The 14,735-nt window shown below is 48.1% G+C and carries 11 protein-coding genes; 7 read left to right on the top strand and 4 right to left on the bottom strand.

Annotation, left to right across the window (positions count from 1 at the left end):
* Positions 1 to 114 precede the first annotated feature (114 nt).
* The 3 genes from HC752_RS05285 to HC752_RS05275 all read right to left on the bottom strand — a co-directional run bounded on the left by HC752_RS05285 (position 115) and on the right by HC752_RS05275 (position 3,735).
* Positions 115 to 1,584 (bottom strand): extracellular solute-binding protein, encoded by a 1,470-nt coding sequence (locus tag HC752_RS05285; protein ID WP_190334076.1) that lies wholly within the window; start codon positions 1,582 to 1,584, stop codon positions 115 to 117.
* A gap of 133 nt (positions 1,585 to 1,717) precedes the next feature.
* Positions 1,718 to 2,842: a carbohydrate ABC transporter permease gene (locus tag HC752_RS05280; RefSeq protein WP_190334075.1), complete on the bottom strand. Its 1,125-nt coding sequence runs from the start codon at positions 2,840 to 2,842 to the stop codon at positions 1,718 to 1,720.
* Positions 2,839 to 3,735, bottom strand: a complete 897-nt coding sequence (locus HC752_RS05275) for a carbohydrate ABC transporter permease (protein WP_190334074.1) — start codon at positions 3,733 to 3,735, stop codon at positions 2,839 to 2,841. The genes HC752_RS05280 and HC752_RS05275 overlap by 4 nt, the downstream gene beginning before the upstream one ends.
* A gap of 295 nt (positions 3,736 to 4,030) precedes the next feature.
* Here HC752_RS05275 and HC752_RS05270 point away from each other — a divergent pair, with 295 nt between their 5' ends.
* The 7 genes from HC752_RS05270 to HC752_RS05240 all read left to right on the top strand — a co-directional run bounded on the left by HC752_RS05270 (position 4,031) and on the right by HC752_RS05240 (position 13,055).
* Positions 4,031 to 4,783: a glucose-6-phosphate isomerase gene (locus tag HC752_RS05270; protein WP_190334073.1), complete on the top strand. Its 753-nt coding sequence runs from the start codon at positions 4,031 to 4,033 to the stop codon at positions 4,781 to 4,783.
* Positions 4,780 to 5,763 (top strand): shikimate dehydrogenase family protein, encoded by a 984-nt coding sequence (locus HC752_RS05265; RefSeq protein ID WP_190334072.1) that lies wholly within the window; start codon positions 4,780 to 4,782, stop codon positions 5,761 to 5,763. The genes HC752_RS05270 and HC752_RS05265 overlap by 4 nt, the downstream gene beginning before the upstream one ends.
* Positions 5,750 to 6,694 (top strand): phosphoglycerate dehydrogenase, encoded by a 945-nt coding sequence (locus HC752_RS05260; RefSeq protein ID WP_190334071.1) that lies wholly within the window; start codon positions 5,750 to 5,752, stop codon positions 6,692 to 6,694. The genes HC752_RS05265 and HC752_RS05260 overlap by 14 nt, the downstream gene beginning before the upstream one ends.
* A 32-nt stretch (positions 6,695 to 6,726) precedes the next feature.
* Positions 6,727 to 7,731 (top strand): MBL fold metallo-hydrolase, encoded by a 1,005-nt coding sequence (locus HC752_RS05255; protein ID WP_190334070.1) that lies wholly within the window; start codon positions 6,727 to 6,729, stop codon positions 7,729 to 7,731.
* Complete coding sequence (locus HC752_RS05250; protein ID WP_190334069.1) at positions 7,698 to 8,570, top strand: SIS domain-containing protein; 873 nt, start codon at positions 7,698 to 7,700, stop codon at positions 8,568 to 8,570. The genes HC752_RS05255 and HC752_RS05250 overlap by 34 nt, the downstream gene beginning before the upstream one ends.
* A 200-nt stretch (positions 8,571 to 8,770) precedes the next feature.
* Entirely contained in the window at positions 8,771 to 10,819 is a 2,049-nt protein-coding gene (locus HC752_RS05245; RefSeq protein ID WP_190334068.1) for a prolyl oligopeptidase family serine peptidase, read from the top strand.
* A gap of 223 nt (positions 10,820 to 11,042) precedes the next feature.
* Positions 11,043 to 13,055: a methyl-accepting chemotaxis protein gene (locus HC752_RS05240; protein WP_190334067.1), complete on the top strand. Its 2,013-nt coding sequence runs from the start codon at positions 11,043 to 11,045 to the stop codon at positions 13,053 to 13,055.
* Between the two features lie 100 nt (positions 13,056 to 13,155).
* Here the strand turns inward: HC752_RS05240 and HC752_RS05235 are convergent, their stop codons facing one another.
* Positions 13,156 to 14,523 carry a YjiH family protein gene (locus HC752_RS05235; protein ID WP_190334066.1) on the bottom strand — a complete coding sequence of 456 codons (1,368 nt, stop codon included), beginning with the start codon at positions 14,521 to 14,523 and terminating at the stop codon, positions 13,156 to 13,158.
* Positions 14,524 to 14,735: the final 212 nt, after the last annotated feature.

Below are 14,735 nucleotides of genomic sequence, written 5' to 3'. Positions count from 1 at the left end.
ACGCTGCCAGCGATGAAACTGGCAGCGTCTAAAGCGCCCATTTTTCTCGGATAAACCTATTTTTTCTGAGGTATACCTATTTTTTCAGGTAAACCTATTTTTTCTCAGGTAAATCTATTTTTTCTCGGGTAAACCCATGGCACTGCGATACGCTTTCAGTTGAGAATCCCGACCGAAATCATCCGTTAACTGGTTCCATTGCTTTGCGATGCTGTCCAGCGCTTCTTGTTCCGTCACCTTTCCTGCCAATGCGCGCGACAGCTCGATTTCAAGAATCTCGGTGTAAGCGAAGAAGCCAGGAATCCGTAAATCAAGTGCAACGTTTGGTGCATCTAATGATGCGCGTTGCGCCGCTAGGTAAGATTCCGCCTCTGGTTTGGAGAATATCAACAACCAATTATCAATGTTGTTATAGTGGCTCAAGCGGTATGGGTTTACCCCGGTATTGGCGGTGACAATGGCTTTCGAGGATTGCTCTTGGCTGGTGACGGTTTTCACAAAATCCCACGCGGCAGGTTTGTTTTTAGAAGATTGCGGAACAGCTAATTGCCAGCCACCAAAGGCGAGGAAAGGCGAAGCGACCACGTCATCGTATTTATCCCATTGACCTTCTTTAATGTTCCACATGGATTTTGAACCGGGCAGCATGGCGGTGCGAACATTTCCAACGATGCGTGATTCTTTTGGGTTTGCCCCTAATATGCCGGAGTCTGCCCAGTCGATATTCATCGCGACTTTCCCCCCAGCGAACAAGGGCCTCACATCACCAGAGCCGTTGTTGAGTGCGCCCGGTGGGTTATAGTTCAAGCCCCGCTTGTAGTCTTTCAGTGCTTGTAGCCAACCCGCGTTGTTAATTTGGGCATTCATGGTTTCGGGGTCAAAGAACATGGCGCCCGGATTTTTCGGATCGTTGGTGTAGCTAGCGGCGTGTGAGAAGAAATACCAGAATTGCTGTCCGCCGCGTTTGTAGGCTTCCGCTGTGCCGTACAATCCTTGGTCTGGGCGATGGAAAAATTCGGCAATGTCGTAGTATTGATCCCATGTCACCGGTGCCGCGAGAGCGTAGCCATATTTGTCTTTGAATGCCGCTTGTTCTTTTGGATCATTAAAAAGGTCGGCACGGTAATTCAGCATGTGCATGTCGCCATCCATTGTGGCTGATTTCACTTTGCCATCCCATAACATTAAGCGTTCACGGTATACAGGGTGAATATCGTTCCAGTATTCCCCTTCCTGCATGCTTTTCGGCATTTCAGACAAGAAAATATTGAAGTCGGGTAACCATGCAGGAATGTAAGAAATGACGTCGATCTCACTTGAACCGGTTTGCATTCCCGTCAAAAACTTAGGGAAAAGTTCACCAAATGGGAATTCCACAATTTTTACCTTGCCGCAAGTTTGGGTTTCCCAAGCACTCCCTGCCGTGCGAAGCGCTGAAGCGATAAAAGGACCATTCTGCGAACCCACGGTGACGGTAACGCCAGAATAATCGGGGTTACAAGCCGCCAGTGCATTGCTGGAGATTGCCGTTGTCCCTAAACAAAGTGTGACAGCCAGCGTAGAGGTGCGTAATTTTTTTTCCATGTTTAATTCCTTCTAATTTTGCCCGAGCACAGAGGCTGGGCATCCATGGGTAGATTCAAAAGACCTTTAAGTCTGTTGATGATCGATAGAGCTATTTTATTGACCCAAAGAGCTATTTTGTTGATCCAGAAAGCTATTTTATTGATCCAGACAGCAGTCCAGATCGCATCAGCCGACCGAGCAGAGTAACGACGATGATCATGGGCAGAATGGATATTAAGGTCGCAACGGATATTGCCCACCATTCATCGCCTCGGCTTGAATTTTGTCCTGCTAGTACAACCGGTAAGGTTTGCCAACGTGAAGACGTAAGCAAGAGTGCGAAGAGAAATTCGTTCCAAATGAAAGACAGTGTGATCATGGACGTCGCAATCAACCCAGGTTTCGACATGGGCAGAACGATGTCGAAAAAGATGCGCAGTCTTGGCACATTATCCACCATCGCGGCTTCTTCCACTTCAACCGGAATGGTTCGGAAGAAATCGCGCATTAACCATACGGCTAATGGCAAACCAAATGCGGTATACGCGACCACCATGCCGAAAAAGCTGTCGAGCAATTGGACACCCTGCTTTCCCAGCTCGGCGTAGAACAGGTACAGCGCAAACGCAGACACAATAGGGGGGAACATGCGTTGAGAAACAAACCAAAATGTCACGTCGTCGTTGCCCAGAACAGGGCCAGGTAGCGGCAGTTTGTTCACAAAGAATGACGAGGTAAATGCGCACACTAAGGCAATAAATATGGCTTGAGGAATGGCGACCCCCATGACCTCATTCAGCAGTAAAAACCCACCAATACCCACGATGGCAAATGTCACCCCCGCGAGGAAACGAATGCGAAATTCAAACCGAGCGATCCCATAGGCGGCCATGGAACCCAACAACACAGACAGCGCGGTGGACACCAGTGCGATCAAAGAGGAGTGCCAGAAAGGCCCGACGAAATCGCCACGAATGCCAGACATGACTTCCCTAAAAGCATCCAGCGTTGGGGAAAAATCGATAAACGGCAGATACGTAGCACCGCCATTGACCGCCTGAGGGGGTTTGAATGCGGTAACGGTGACCCAGTAAAAAGGAGCGAGTAGAAACAACAACCAAACCAAACATCCGACAATGGCGATCCATTGGCTTAGCGACATGACCGAACGCACACGATGCGGTTTCGTTATTTGTGCATTTTCACTCGATTTTCGCATGGTACGGCTCGCTTGCGTTGTGGAGGCAGACAGTTTGTTGGTGGCGAAGTCGGTCATGAGTGCCTCTCCACGACAGGTTTAACGGCGGCAAGGTACACACTACCCAGCACAACAATGACGATCAGGAATAAAAAACTGAGTGCAGACGCTTCCCCTAAATTGAACGTTTTAAACCCTTGATTGTAAGCAAATAGAGTGAGAGTTTCGGTGGAGGTGCCAGGGCCTCCACCCGTTAAAATGTAGACGGTATCGATGATTTTGAAACCTTCGACGATACGGATAAACACCACAACAACCGACAGCGGCAACAACAATGGAAAGGTGATGTCCCAGAATTGTCGCCACGGCGGCACATTTTCGAGCGCCGCCGCTTCATACACATCCCTTGGCAAGCCTTGTAGCCCAGCCAGCATCAGCAGGGTGACAAAAGGGGTCCACTGCCAAACTTCAACAGTAACCAACACGCCTAGTGACCAACGGGTTTCCGTTAGAAAGGGAAGGTTTTCAAACCCGATCAAGCTAAAGAAATCGTTCACAGGGCCCAGGGCGGAATGGAACATCATTCGGGCGACCAGAGCGACAGCAATAGGCGCCATAAACATAGGCAGTAAAAAGACGACTCGAAACAGCTTTTCACCCGGGACTTTTATGTACAGCGCCAGCGCAAGTAGAAAGCCCACAACGTATTGAATAAATACAGAGGTGAAAACGATAAAAAGGGTAGTAAAGACAGACTGCCAAAAGCGAGAAGACTCCAGCAGAGTTTGATAGTTGTCGAAGCCAACAAACTTGACGGGCAAGGGGGGGATCAAACGCACAGATTGAAAGCTGACCGTTAGCGCATAGATCAGCGGGAACAGTGTGACCAGCAGCACGACAAATAATGCCGGCCAGACAAACAGATATTTGATTGAATCCGTTTGTTTGGGATTTCTTGCCCTTATCGACATTCACCACTCCTTTGTATGAATCGGCCCTTTGGTCGTTTTACTTTCCAATTCATCATCATGAAATAGGAATAAATGTATTTTTAATACATAAAATCACAATGTCAATCTAAAATATCACAGTTTATTAACATTATTTGATTAAATTAGCGTCAATTTTTGTCTTTAAACCGGTTGATCTTTTTATTTTGTGTAGTATTAATACTAAATAAGCCGAACCTTTAGGTCACACAACGGGTTAAAAAACGGGGGTGCTCTGAACAAAGCGTAGGCAATCAAAATGGAGAGTGAGGGAACAATGATGCCACTTATGGATCCAGTAAGCTGCCAAGTTGACGTGTTTTCAGGCAGCTTGGTAGGGAACGGTCAACATTACGAAAAACGCTTTAATGATTTAAAGGGATTGTATTTGGATGCGAAAGCATTTGAAGCCTTAAACCGCGAAATGGGGGAAGAGGTCGTCTACGAAGTGACGGATTATCACCCTGGGAGCCGGTGTCAGGATATGATTTTTGGGGTGACGAATATGAAGCCAGGTAAGGTTGGGGCGGAGTATTTTATGACACGAGGGCACATTCATGCCATTGCGGATCGCCCTGAAGTGTACATCGGGAAGAAAGGCAAAGGTTTGATGTTACTAGAGTCACCAGAAGGGGAAACCCAAGTGGTGGACATCTTGCCCAACACGGTGTGCTACGTGCCGCCATTTTGGATTCATCGAAGTGTCAATACGGGGGATGAAGAGTTAGTGATGTTCTTTTGCTACCCCGCCGACAGTGGGCAAGACTACGGCATTATTGAGCGCGCTGGTGGTATGCGTTATCGCGTGATGTCGGAAGGACAAGGTGGCTGGAAGCTTGAAGAAAATGCCCATTACCAACCTCGTAGCCAAGCCGAGGTGTCCCGTTTATACGGCAATGAAAATAGAGATGGCAATAAGCATAGGGTTGAGGAGAGAAAAAGGGGGGGCGAGAAAAATAGGGGGGGCGAGAAAAATAGGGTTGAAAAGAAAAAAGGGGATGACAAGAAACACGAAGGGGAGCGGGAATGAACCTTGTACCGGCTAACAAGCCCACGTTTTACTTTATTGGCGTGTCTACGTTGCAAAGTTCGATCATGACTGTGTTCCCTGCTTGGGCGGAATTTCTGGGGTTGGGCGACGTCCAAATCCGAGGGATCGATTTGCCTCTAAATGCGCCAGCAGAGCAATACCAGCTGGTGACCTCCTTCATAAAGCATGATCCTCTATCGCTTGGTGCACTCGTCACAACACATAAAATTCACCTTTACCAAGCCTGCGTCGACCTGTTTGATGAGGTGGACCCGCATGCGCGAAAAATGCACGAAACCAGTTGCCTTTATAAACGCGAAGCCAACTTCTGTTGCAGCGCGAAAGACCCGATCACTTCGGGTTTTGCTCTGGAATACATCGTGCCTCCTCATTTTTTTTCGACGCACCGTGGCAATGTCTTTGTCATGGGGGCGGGTGGCAGCGCGACGGCCATTATTTGGTTTCTCTCGCACGCCGAAAAACAAAAAGATCGTCCAGCTAAGGTCGTGGTTTCAGATGTCTCTCAGTGTCGGCTTGATGAATTGGATAAAGTATTAAAAAGATACGGCGTAGACGTCGAGTGTGAGTATGTATTGGTGAGTACCGATTCAACCAACGATGAAGCTTTGGCATCGCTGCCTCCGTATTCGTTGGTCATCAACGCGACTGGACTCGGAAAAGACGCACCGGGATCGCCGTTGTCGCAAACCGCACAATTTCCTAGGCACAGCGTCGTTTGGGAACTCAATTATCGAGGTGAGCTGGAATTTTACCAGCAGGCGAAAGCCCAAGAGGCGCGTTCACATCTGTCGATTCATGATGGTTGGGTTTATTTTCTTTACGGTTGGACACGAGTGATGGCGGACGTCTTCGATGTGGACATTCCGGTCAAGGGCGAACGTTTCGAAGCCATGTCGCGCATTGCTGCTCGTTCCGGCAAGCCGTTAAGCCATAAGAGTGGAAGCGATGAAGAAAGGTAAGATTTTAGTGACGCCTCGATCATTGTCTTTACATGGTCACCCCGTTTTCGAATCCCTTACACACCTAGGGTATGAGATGGTGTTTTGTCAGCCTGGAAAGTCACCGACAGAAGAAGAACTGCTGGCCATTGTGCCCGAATGCGTAGGATGGATTGCTGGCGTAGAACCCGTGTCTGAAAGGGTGATCAGCTCAGCCAAGCAGCTGAAAGTGATCAGCCGAAATGGCACCGGCGTCGACAACTTGCCTCTAGCTTGTATTGAGCAAGCAGGGATCGTGGTGTGCCGAGCGGAAGGGGCGAATGCTCGTGGTGTGGCGGAATTGGCGATCGCGATGATGTTGGCGGGGCTGCGCCATATACCCGAAACGGCAGAAGGGCTTAAGTTGGGTCTGTGGCCCCGTGCATTAGGTCAGGAAATACAAGGAAAGCGAGTGGGCGTTATCGGCATGGGGGCGATTGGTCGGCAGGTGGCTCAGATGGCATTGGGGTTGGGGACGCAGGTGTTGGCGTTCGACCCAATATTGAAAGGGCAATTGGTGCTCAATGATGACTTTCAGTTTACCGAAGTCAGTCGGTTACTTGCACAGGCGGATATTGTTACGTTTCACTGCCCCGCTCCGTTAGATGGCCGACCCATAATCTGTGCAACCACGCTTGAATCGATGAAAGACGGGGTGGTTATCATCAATACAGCCCGAGCATCCTTGGTGGACCACGATGTGATTTATAAGGGCTTATGCAGCGGAAAAATCTCGGTGTATGCGGTGGATGTGTACGATACCGAGCCCCCTGCCAGCCACCCGCTTTGGCAACATGAACGGTGCATTGCCACCAGCCATATTGGCGGCTTCACCCAAGAAAGCGTCAATAAAGCCACTCTTGCCGCGGTCAGCAACCTGTTGTCGATATTAGAACACGGCAACACTCAATGAGCCTTTATTCAAACATCGGGGATTCAAAACGTATGGCTTCTACAACCACGCTCGCAGAAAGCCAAACCTTGCCTCGTGTTTGCGTAACCAGCATCGACTTTAATGGTCAGTTGGTGGATAGGATTTCTGCACAGCCACCATCGAGTGATGACGTGTTGCTGTATTGGTTGGGGCAAGCGGGCTTTTTGGTTCGAACAAAACAAGCGAGCTGGCTCATTGACCCGTATTTGTCGGATTCACTGGCAGAGAAATACCAAGGTAAGCACTACCCTCATATTCGTATGATGCCAGCGCCGATCACTGTTGAGGATTTGGCTTTTGTTCATGGTGTACTTTGCACGCACAAGCATACCGATCACATGGATGCCAGCACGCTGATTCCCCTGTTCCAACACCCCTTAAACGCGCAAGCGTTCATGCTGGCACCCCGAGCAGAGAAACAAGAAGCCCTCGCTCGAAGCGGGCTTCCGAACGAGCGTATCCGGTGGATTTCGGACGGTGAAGAGGTTGATTTGTCAGAGTCTCTTTCTGTTCACGCCACGCTGGCGGCACATGAAGGGGTTGAACGCGATGATCAGGGAAACAGCCGTTTTCTGGGGTACATTCTTAAAGTGGCATTGCAGGCGGACAGTCAAGAAAAGCATGCGAGCACTCAAAATAAGAAGACGCTGACCATTTGGCATTCTGGCGATTGCGTGCCTTATGACGGGTTAGTTGATACCTTGATCGAGCATCAACCTGATGTGGCATTGCTTCCGGTCAACGGACGGGATGAACGTCGTGCCAGCCATGGCATTCCGGGGAATTTCCATTTAGAAGAAGCGGTGTCTCTGTGCAAGCAGACCGGAATTAAGCACCTGATCGCACACCATTTTGATTTATTTGAGTTTAATACGATTGATCCGCAAAAAATTCTTCTAACAGCTCAGCAAAACGCTGATAGTATTTCTATCGTCGCGGCGAGGTTACATGTCGAATATCGTTTGAGGTTAAGGAGTGAGTATTGCAACAGAAGCAACCTAATGTCATTGAGATGATCACCCGTTCACTGGATAAGCTTCGCAAATCCGACCGCAAGGTAGCGGAATGGGTGTTGTCCGATCCTCAAAAAGCCATCAACAGTACATTGGTGGAAACCGCGAAAGCGGCAGGCGTCAGTGAACCTACCGTAATGCGTTTCTCAACCGCGGTGGGGTGCGGTGGCTTTCAAGATTTGAAAATTCGCTTGGCGCAGAGCATTGCACTTGGGGTAACCCCGACCCACGCGGCTCTTCAAGATGGCGACAGCACTCAGGTGATTTCACGTAAGTTGTTTGATTTTACACTCACCAGTTTGGATTGGGCGCGTCAGCACGTCGATATTGACGTCATGGACGCTGCGGTGGAGGTGCTGTCCCATGCCCGACAAATCGATTTCTACGGTTTTGGCGCATCGGGCATTGTCGCGTTGGACGCGCAGCAAAAATTCCCCTTGTTCGGTGTGCCGTGCAATGCCCATATCGACGCGCATCAGCAGTTTATTGCGTCGTCGATGATGAGTGAAGGCAATGTGGTGGTAGCCATTTCCAATAATGGGGAAACCATCGATCTCATTGAAACGGTCAGAGAAGCCAAAGATCATGGCGCAACAGTGATGGCCATAACGGGCAGGCGAGGCTGTTCACTCAGCAAAGTGTGTGATTTAAGCGTGGTTGTCGAAACCCTTGAAAACACCGACCGCTACACCCCAACGATTTCTCGGATTGCAGCATTAGTCGTCGTGGATATTCTTGCAACCAGCGTGTCATTGAAAAAGGAAGAAACGCACCGAGATAAGATCACTGCAATGAAGGAGCGTTTGTCGCGCTTCCGCTCTAACCATTTTGATAAAGATTAAGCCATGATGGGATGTGTATCACTGAATCCTAAATCAGATTGCGTTTTAAAGTATCAAAATCTGGTGAGGTTAGGCCTATCAGATGAGCATTGTGTCACGATACTCCTTACATAATGAATGTGTGTGATGATATCCCTGCCCAATTGGCTTTAAGCTAAAGAGACTTGTGGATAGACGCATATATACGTAAGGAGTGCACCGTGCATAAATACCCAGAAACAAAACAATCGGATGTTGTTGATACCTACTTTTCTACGGAAGTCTCCGATCCGTACCGTTGGTTGGAAGACGATCGGAGCGAAGAAACCGCAGACTGGGTAACACGCCAGAACGACGTGACCTTTGCACATCTCAGTCAAATCGCTTTTCGTGATGCCATTCGTCAGAAACTTGAAACCGCCAATAATTTCGAAAAAGTATCCCTGCCATTCAAACAGGGTGAATACACTTACTTCTACAAAAACGATGGCATTCAAAACCAATCGGTGCTTTATCGCCAAAAAGAACAAGGCGAAGCGCAGATTTTCTTAGATCCCAATACGTTCAGCGAAGAAGGCACCACGTCATTAGACAGCGTTTCATTCTCTAAATCCAATACGGTTATCGCGTATTCGGTATCCGAAGGTGGCAGCGATTGGCGCACCATTTACGTGATTGATGCGGAAACGGGCGAGGAGCTTGAGACCCCAGTTCTTAACGCGAAGTTCACCGGGATTTCTTGGTTTGGTGATGAAGGCTTTTACTACGCCCGTTACGACAAACCAGAGGGCAGCGAACTTTCCGCCCGTACCGAGCAACATAAGTTGTACTACCACCAGCTGAACACGCCACAAAGTGAAGACGTGTTGGTCTTTGGTGGTTCAGATGCGGAAAAATACCGATACGTATCGGGTTATACAACGGAAGACGACGCCTTCCTTGTGGTGTCGGGTGCACAGTCCACATCGGGTAACGAGTTGTATGTTCGTGATTTACGCCAACAAGACGCGCCATTAACGCTGGTGACCGACAAAAGCCAAGCCGACAGTTACGTTGTCGATCACAACGATGGCGAACTGTTGATTTACACTAACTTAGATGCGCCATTAGGCCGCGTGGTAAAAGTGAACGCGCAGCAACCATCGGATCTTCATTGGGTGGATTTGATTCCTGAACAAGAGCAACAGCTCGATATTGCAACGGGCGCAGGCTATTTATTTGCCTCCTACCTTGTGGATGTCAATACCAAAGTGGTTCAGTACCGCTACAACGGCGAAAAAGTACGTGATATCGAACTTCCTGGGTTAGGGTGTGTGTCCGGTTTTAGTGGGCGCTTCGATTCAAAAGAGCTGTATTACAGCTTCACGAACTTTATTGTGGCGTCTTCAGGGTATCGGTTTGACCCAGAAACCGGCGTAACGGAGTTGTATCACCGCTCTCAATGCCAGATAGACAGCGATCGATTGGAATCTAAGCAGGTCTTTTATACTTCGAAAGATGGCACACGTGTTCCCGTCACGATTTGTTACCGCAAAGGGTTAGAGCGAAATGGCGACAACCCAACCATGTTGTATGGTTATGGTGGCTTCAACGTTAGCTTAGAACCAAGGTTTAGCCCACTGGTGGCAACGTGGATTGAAATGGGCGGTGTTTATGCGGTTGCGAACCTGCGTGGTGGCGGTGAATACGGCAAAGCGTGGCATATTGCGGGCACCAAACTGCAAAAGCAGAATGTGTTCGACGATTTTATATCCGCCGCAGAGTACCTCATTGATGAAGGGTATACCTCGCCTGAGAAGCTCGCTATCCATGGCGGTTCAAACGGTGGTTTGTTGGTAGGCGCGTGCATGACTCAGCGTCCCGAACTGTTTAAAGTGGCGATTCCCGCGGTTGGCGTGTTGGATATGCTGCGTTACCACACCTTCACCTCTGGTGAGGGGTGGGCATACGATTACGGCACGTCGGAACAGAGTGAAGAGATGTTCAATTACTTGAAACGGTATTCTCCGGTTCATAATGTCACCGAAGGTACGCATTACCCTGCAACGCTCGTTACCACCGCTGATCACGATGATCGTGTTGTCCCCGCACACTCATTTAAGTTTATTGCCGAGCTTCAAGCTAAGCATAAGGGCGAGAATCCTGTGCTGATTCGAGTGGATACCAATGCGGGGCATGGTGCGGGCATGCCAATGAGCAAGGTATTGGATTTGTATGCAGACATGTATGCATTTAGCTTCCATCATATGGCTTTTGAGCCAAAGATATAATCTTCCAGCGCCCTCCTTCAGTATGTATTCTAAAAGCCTCCTAGTGAGGCTTTTTTCATATTAGAGACAGCATGCAACATGCTCACTATTTCGAGATGCTCGTTCATTCTTAATGTGTTGTTCATTGAATCACGTCAAGCCAAGCGCATACTCCGCTAGGAGTCTATCAAAGGTAACCACCGCGAAGACATCACCATCCCTACAGAAGTGCTTTGGTATCAAAATGAATTTAAAACTCACTCAAATGCTGTATGCAGGATTCGCCTTCATACTTCTCACCACGCTTGTGCTTACGTATATTGTATGGTCTGCCGTTCAAGACTCAGCTGAGCTCGCAGAGCAAATCGAATCTGATAACGTGCCTGGCGTACTGGCCTACTTGAGCGTAAACGACAAAGTGGCCGATCTTCAAACCTTTGCCTTGGAATACCTCAATGGAGAGCAAAGCGAAGCCGAAGGCTTTAGACGGAACGTGAAGCTATTGGAAGACGACTACAGAGTACTCTATTCGCTTGAATCAACCACTCAGGCTGAAAGGGATAAAATGAGTAAGATTCGGAAATTAGCCGATCAGTATATTCACTCAATAGAAAGTGAAGTATTTGCGAAATACTCACCCACAACAGAGTCGAACGCAAGGTCTTGGGTTCGAGAGTTAACACAAAATGTGGGCAACCCGCTTGAAGATCTTCTCGACAAAATGAAAGAGGAAGAATTTGCTGATGCTTATCAAACGACGGATCTGCACGAGGCTTTAAATGATGATCTCCCTGGTGTTCGATATTACCTCGAAATGATTGACGAAGCTGGAGATATGCTCGCTTCACTGAACGCTTATATGATGGGGGATGTGGCGGCTCGCGAGTCATTCGAAGGGGACTCAACATCGTTTTATACCTACCTCAATAAACTGAAGCCTTTAAAGAGACGTGCTGAAGAGGTAAAAGCGATATCCCAAATTGAAGCCTACTACGCTGACATTCAAGAAACAGCCGCCAAAGTATTTTCAAGCTATGATCCCGCCGCGAAGCAAGCCGCGATTATGCTCGTCGATGAGCTTGAAGGTTCCGTGGTGTTGCCATTAGAAGAAATATTGGATCGTTCTTCGAAAGAAGAAAAGAATGATGTGACTGACGACATTGCATCAGTCAATGAAAAAATGAACCTGATTGTGATGTGGCTTTCGGTTAACGCGCTAGTTGTGGTTACCGTAGGTACAGCGGTTGCCGTGACGATTACCCGAGTCATTAACCGACGCATTTACGCGATTTCAGAAAAAGCGAATCAAATCGCCGAAGGGAACCTCACTTCTCCTGCGATCAACGAAACCATAGAAGATGAAATCGGCTTGCTCGCCAAATCGATTGATGGCATGCAAGCCTCGCTAAAGGATTTGGTTTCAGGCATTTCCGGTGTGGCAAGCGAAGTCACCTCCAGTACCAAGCAAGTGGATAGCATCAGTAAACAGGTGGCGGGCGATATTCAATTGCAAGCAGATAAAGCGGCATTAATTGCCAGTGCTGTTGAGGAAATGAGCAGCACGGTACGTGAAGTTGCCATGCAATCGTCCGATGCAGCAAAAAGCTCTCAAGAAGCGGGCAATGTGGCCAGTGAAGGAGGCAAGCTGATGCAAGAGACAGTGCATGGAATGCAAAGAATTGCCGATGTGGTGAACGAATCCGCCGCGACTGTCGATAGCCTTGGTCGAAAAGGGGAAGAAATCGGGAATGTGATTAAAGTTATCAACGATATTGCTGAACAAACGAACCTTCTTGCTCTGAATGCCGCTATTGAAGCTGCACGTGCGGGAGAGCTAGGTAGAGGGTTTGCGGTGGTTGCGGATGAAGTTCGAGGCTTAGCAGAACGAACCTCGAAAGCGACAGAGGAGGTCAGTAGCCTTATCACTTCAATACAAAGTGAAACTCGCACGGCGGTCGAAAGAATGAGCGAGGGCACTCAACTGGTTACGGAAGGGGTACAATTGTCGAATTCTGCTGGCGACGCGTTGGAACTCATTGTTGAACGTGCAAATGATGTGAACAGTATGATTCATTCAATCGCGACCGCAGGAGATGAACAATCGGCCGCCACTCAAGAAATGGCACATGATATCGCCCAAGTTAGCCAAATTGCCTACTCTTCTGTAGAGAAAACACAAAGAAGCTCCGAATCGACACGAAATCTTTACAAAAAAGTGAGAGAGCTAGAAGGCATGGTCGCTCAGTTCCGAGTATAGCCAGTAAAGATGATAGGAGAGAGACACCGATCCCTCTGAACAGACAGGGGGATCTTTGGTGAGAAGTTGAGTCGTGACGGTTTATTCAACGACTTAAAGTTTAGAAGATTAAATGCGCGACGCCAGCAATGACTGGAAGCGTAATCAGAGTACGCAAAATAAAGATGATGAACAGCTCGGCGATGTTCACCGGAATGCGGCTTCCCAATAGTAGCGCGCCCACTTCAGACATGTAGATCAGCTGTGTAACAGACATAGCCGCGATAACGAAACGAGTCAGATCGCTCTCAATGGATGCGGCCAAAATGGCGGGAATGAACATGTCTGCGAACCCGACCACGATGGTTTCGGAGGCTTTCGCTGCTTCAGGAATGTTCAGCAGTTCTAGAAACGGCACAAAGGGTTGACCAAGAATCGAAAAGACCGGTGTGTACTCGGCGATAACCAGCGCTATTGTTCCTAACGCCATAACGACAGGCAGCACACCAAATACCATGTCTGCCGCATTTTTTAGACCTTCAATGCACACTTCCTTAGCCGACTTCACTTTACTTGCTTTCGTTAAAGCCAGGTGCAAACCCCACGACCAGCTATTGTATCCTTCAGGGATAGTGTTGTCCGACACATCTGGCGCACTGCCATCAATATACAGATCTTGTTTATAGCTTAAAGGAGGAAGGCGTGGAATGATCACTGCTGCAACCAAGCCCGCTAAGCAAATGGCACCGTAAAAAGGCAGGAACATATGCTCTAAGTTGACCTGTGCCAATACGACAAGGCTAAACGTGATGGACACAGCGGAAAAAGTGGTACCAACCACAGCGGCTTCGCGTTGGGTGTAGAATTTTTTCTCGTATTGTTTGCTGGTGAGAAGGATACCGACACTGCCGTCACCAAGCCACGATGCCATACAGTCGATCGCACTGCGTCCAGGAAGGTTAAATAGCGGACGCATGATTTTGCTTAGCAGCGTACCAAACAACTCTAGCAGACCAAAATTCAGCAGTAATGGAAGCAGTAAGCCAGCAAAAATGAACACGGCAAAGAGGGTTGGCATTAAGCCTCCCAGTACAAGTCCCCCTGTATTTTCTTCCCAAATGGATTTCGGACCCAATTGGAAGAACGTCATCAAGACCGCGAGACCACCAATCGTACGCACCGCAAACCAGAGCGGAGAAGGGTCAAATAAACCCGTTAGGAATGTATTGTTTGCCACAAACGCAGGCTTAATAACTTTATTCAAAATCGTTGCCACAGACATAAAAGCAATCACAACGGTAATGATAGGGACGATCAAGTCGCCCAGTAAATTTTTGAGTGATCCTGCGAGAATAGCGACAGGAATGGTTATTTCACCTTGGAAACTGACGGGTGCCATGAAAAGAAAAAGACCGAGCAAGGAGGGGATCAAGAAGATCCACAAGTTCTTTTTGCTCTTAAAAGAGTTGTTCACGCTTACGTTATCCATCTTTATTATACTCTTGTTACCGCTAGTAAATAATTATTCACTAAACATTAGTATTCATTCATTATTGCGAAGAGTAACTGCTTTTGATTGTTCTCGCAATACTATTCAATATTTAATGTTAATTATTCAGATTAAACGGCGGTAAATGGGTTTTAGGGTAGAGTATTGTAACAATAATGTTATGGTTAGGTAGCGAGATGTGCAAAATTGAT

Source organism: Vibrio sp. S9_S30 (assembly GCF_014694455.1).
Taxonomy (GTDB): Bacteria; Pseudomonadota; Gammaproteobacteria; order Enterobacterales; family Vibrionaceae; genus Vibrio.
This window is presented reverse-complemented; position numbering and strand designations above follow the sequence as displayed.

Excerpts from the sequence above, each read along its gene's own strand:
- HC752_RS05285 (WP_190334076.1), bottom strand. The coding sequence starts at position 1,584 with ATGGAAAAAAAATTACGCACCTCTACGCTGGCTGTCACACTTTGTTTA.
- HC752_RS05265 (WP_190334072.1), top strand. The coding sequence starts at position 4,780 with ATGAACCTTGTACCGGCTAACAAGCCCACGTTTTACTTTATTGGCGTG.
- HC752_RS05270 (WP_190334073.1), top strand. The coding sequence starts at position 4,031 with ATGATGCCACTTATGGATCCAGTAAGCTGCCAAGTTGACGTGTTTTCA.
- HC752_RS05235 (WP_190334066.1), bottom strand. The coding sequence starts at position 14,523 with ATGGATAACGTAAGCGTGAACAACTCTTTTAAGAGCAAAAAGAACTTG.
- HC752_RS05260 (WP_190334071.1), top strand. The coding sequence starts at position 5,750 with ATGAAGAAAGGTAAGATTTTAGTGACGCCTCGATCATTGTCTTTACAT.
- HC752_RS05280 (WP_190334075.1), bottom strand. The coding sequence starts at position 2,842 with ATGACCGACTTCGCCACCAACAAACTGTCTGCCTCCACAACGCAAGCG.
- HC752_RS05240 (WP_190334067.1), top strand. The coding sequence starts at position 11,043 with ATGAATTTAAAACTCACTCAAATGCTGTATGCAGGATTCGCCTTCATA.
- HC752_RS05275 (WP_190334074.1), bottom strand. The coding sequence starts at position 3,735 with ATGTCGATAAGGGCAAGAAATCCCAAACAAACGGATTCAATCAAATAT.
- HC752_RS05255 (WP_190334070.1), top strand. The coding sequence starts at position 6,727 with ATGGCTTCTACAACCACGCTCGCAGAAAGCCAAACCTTGCCTCGTGTT.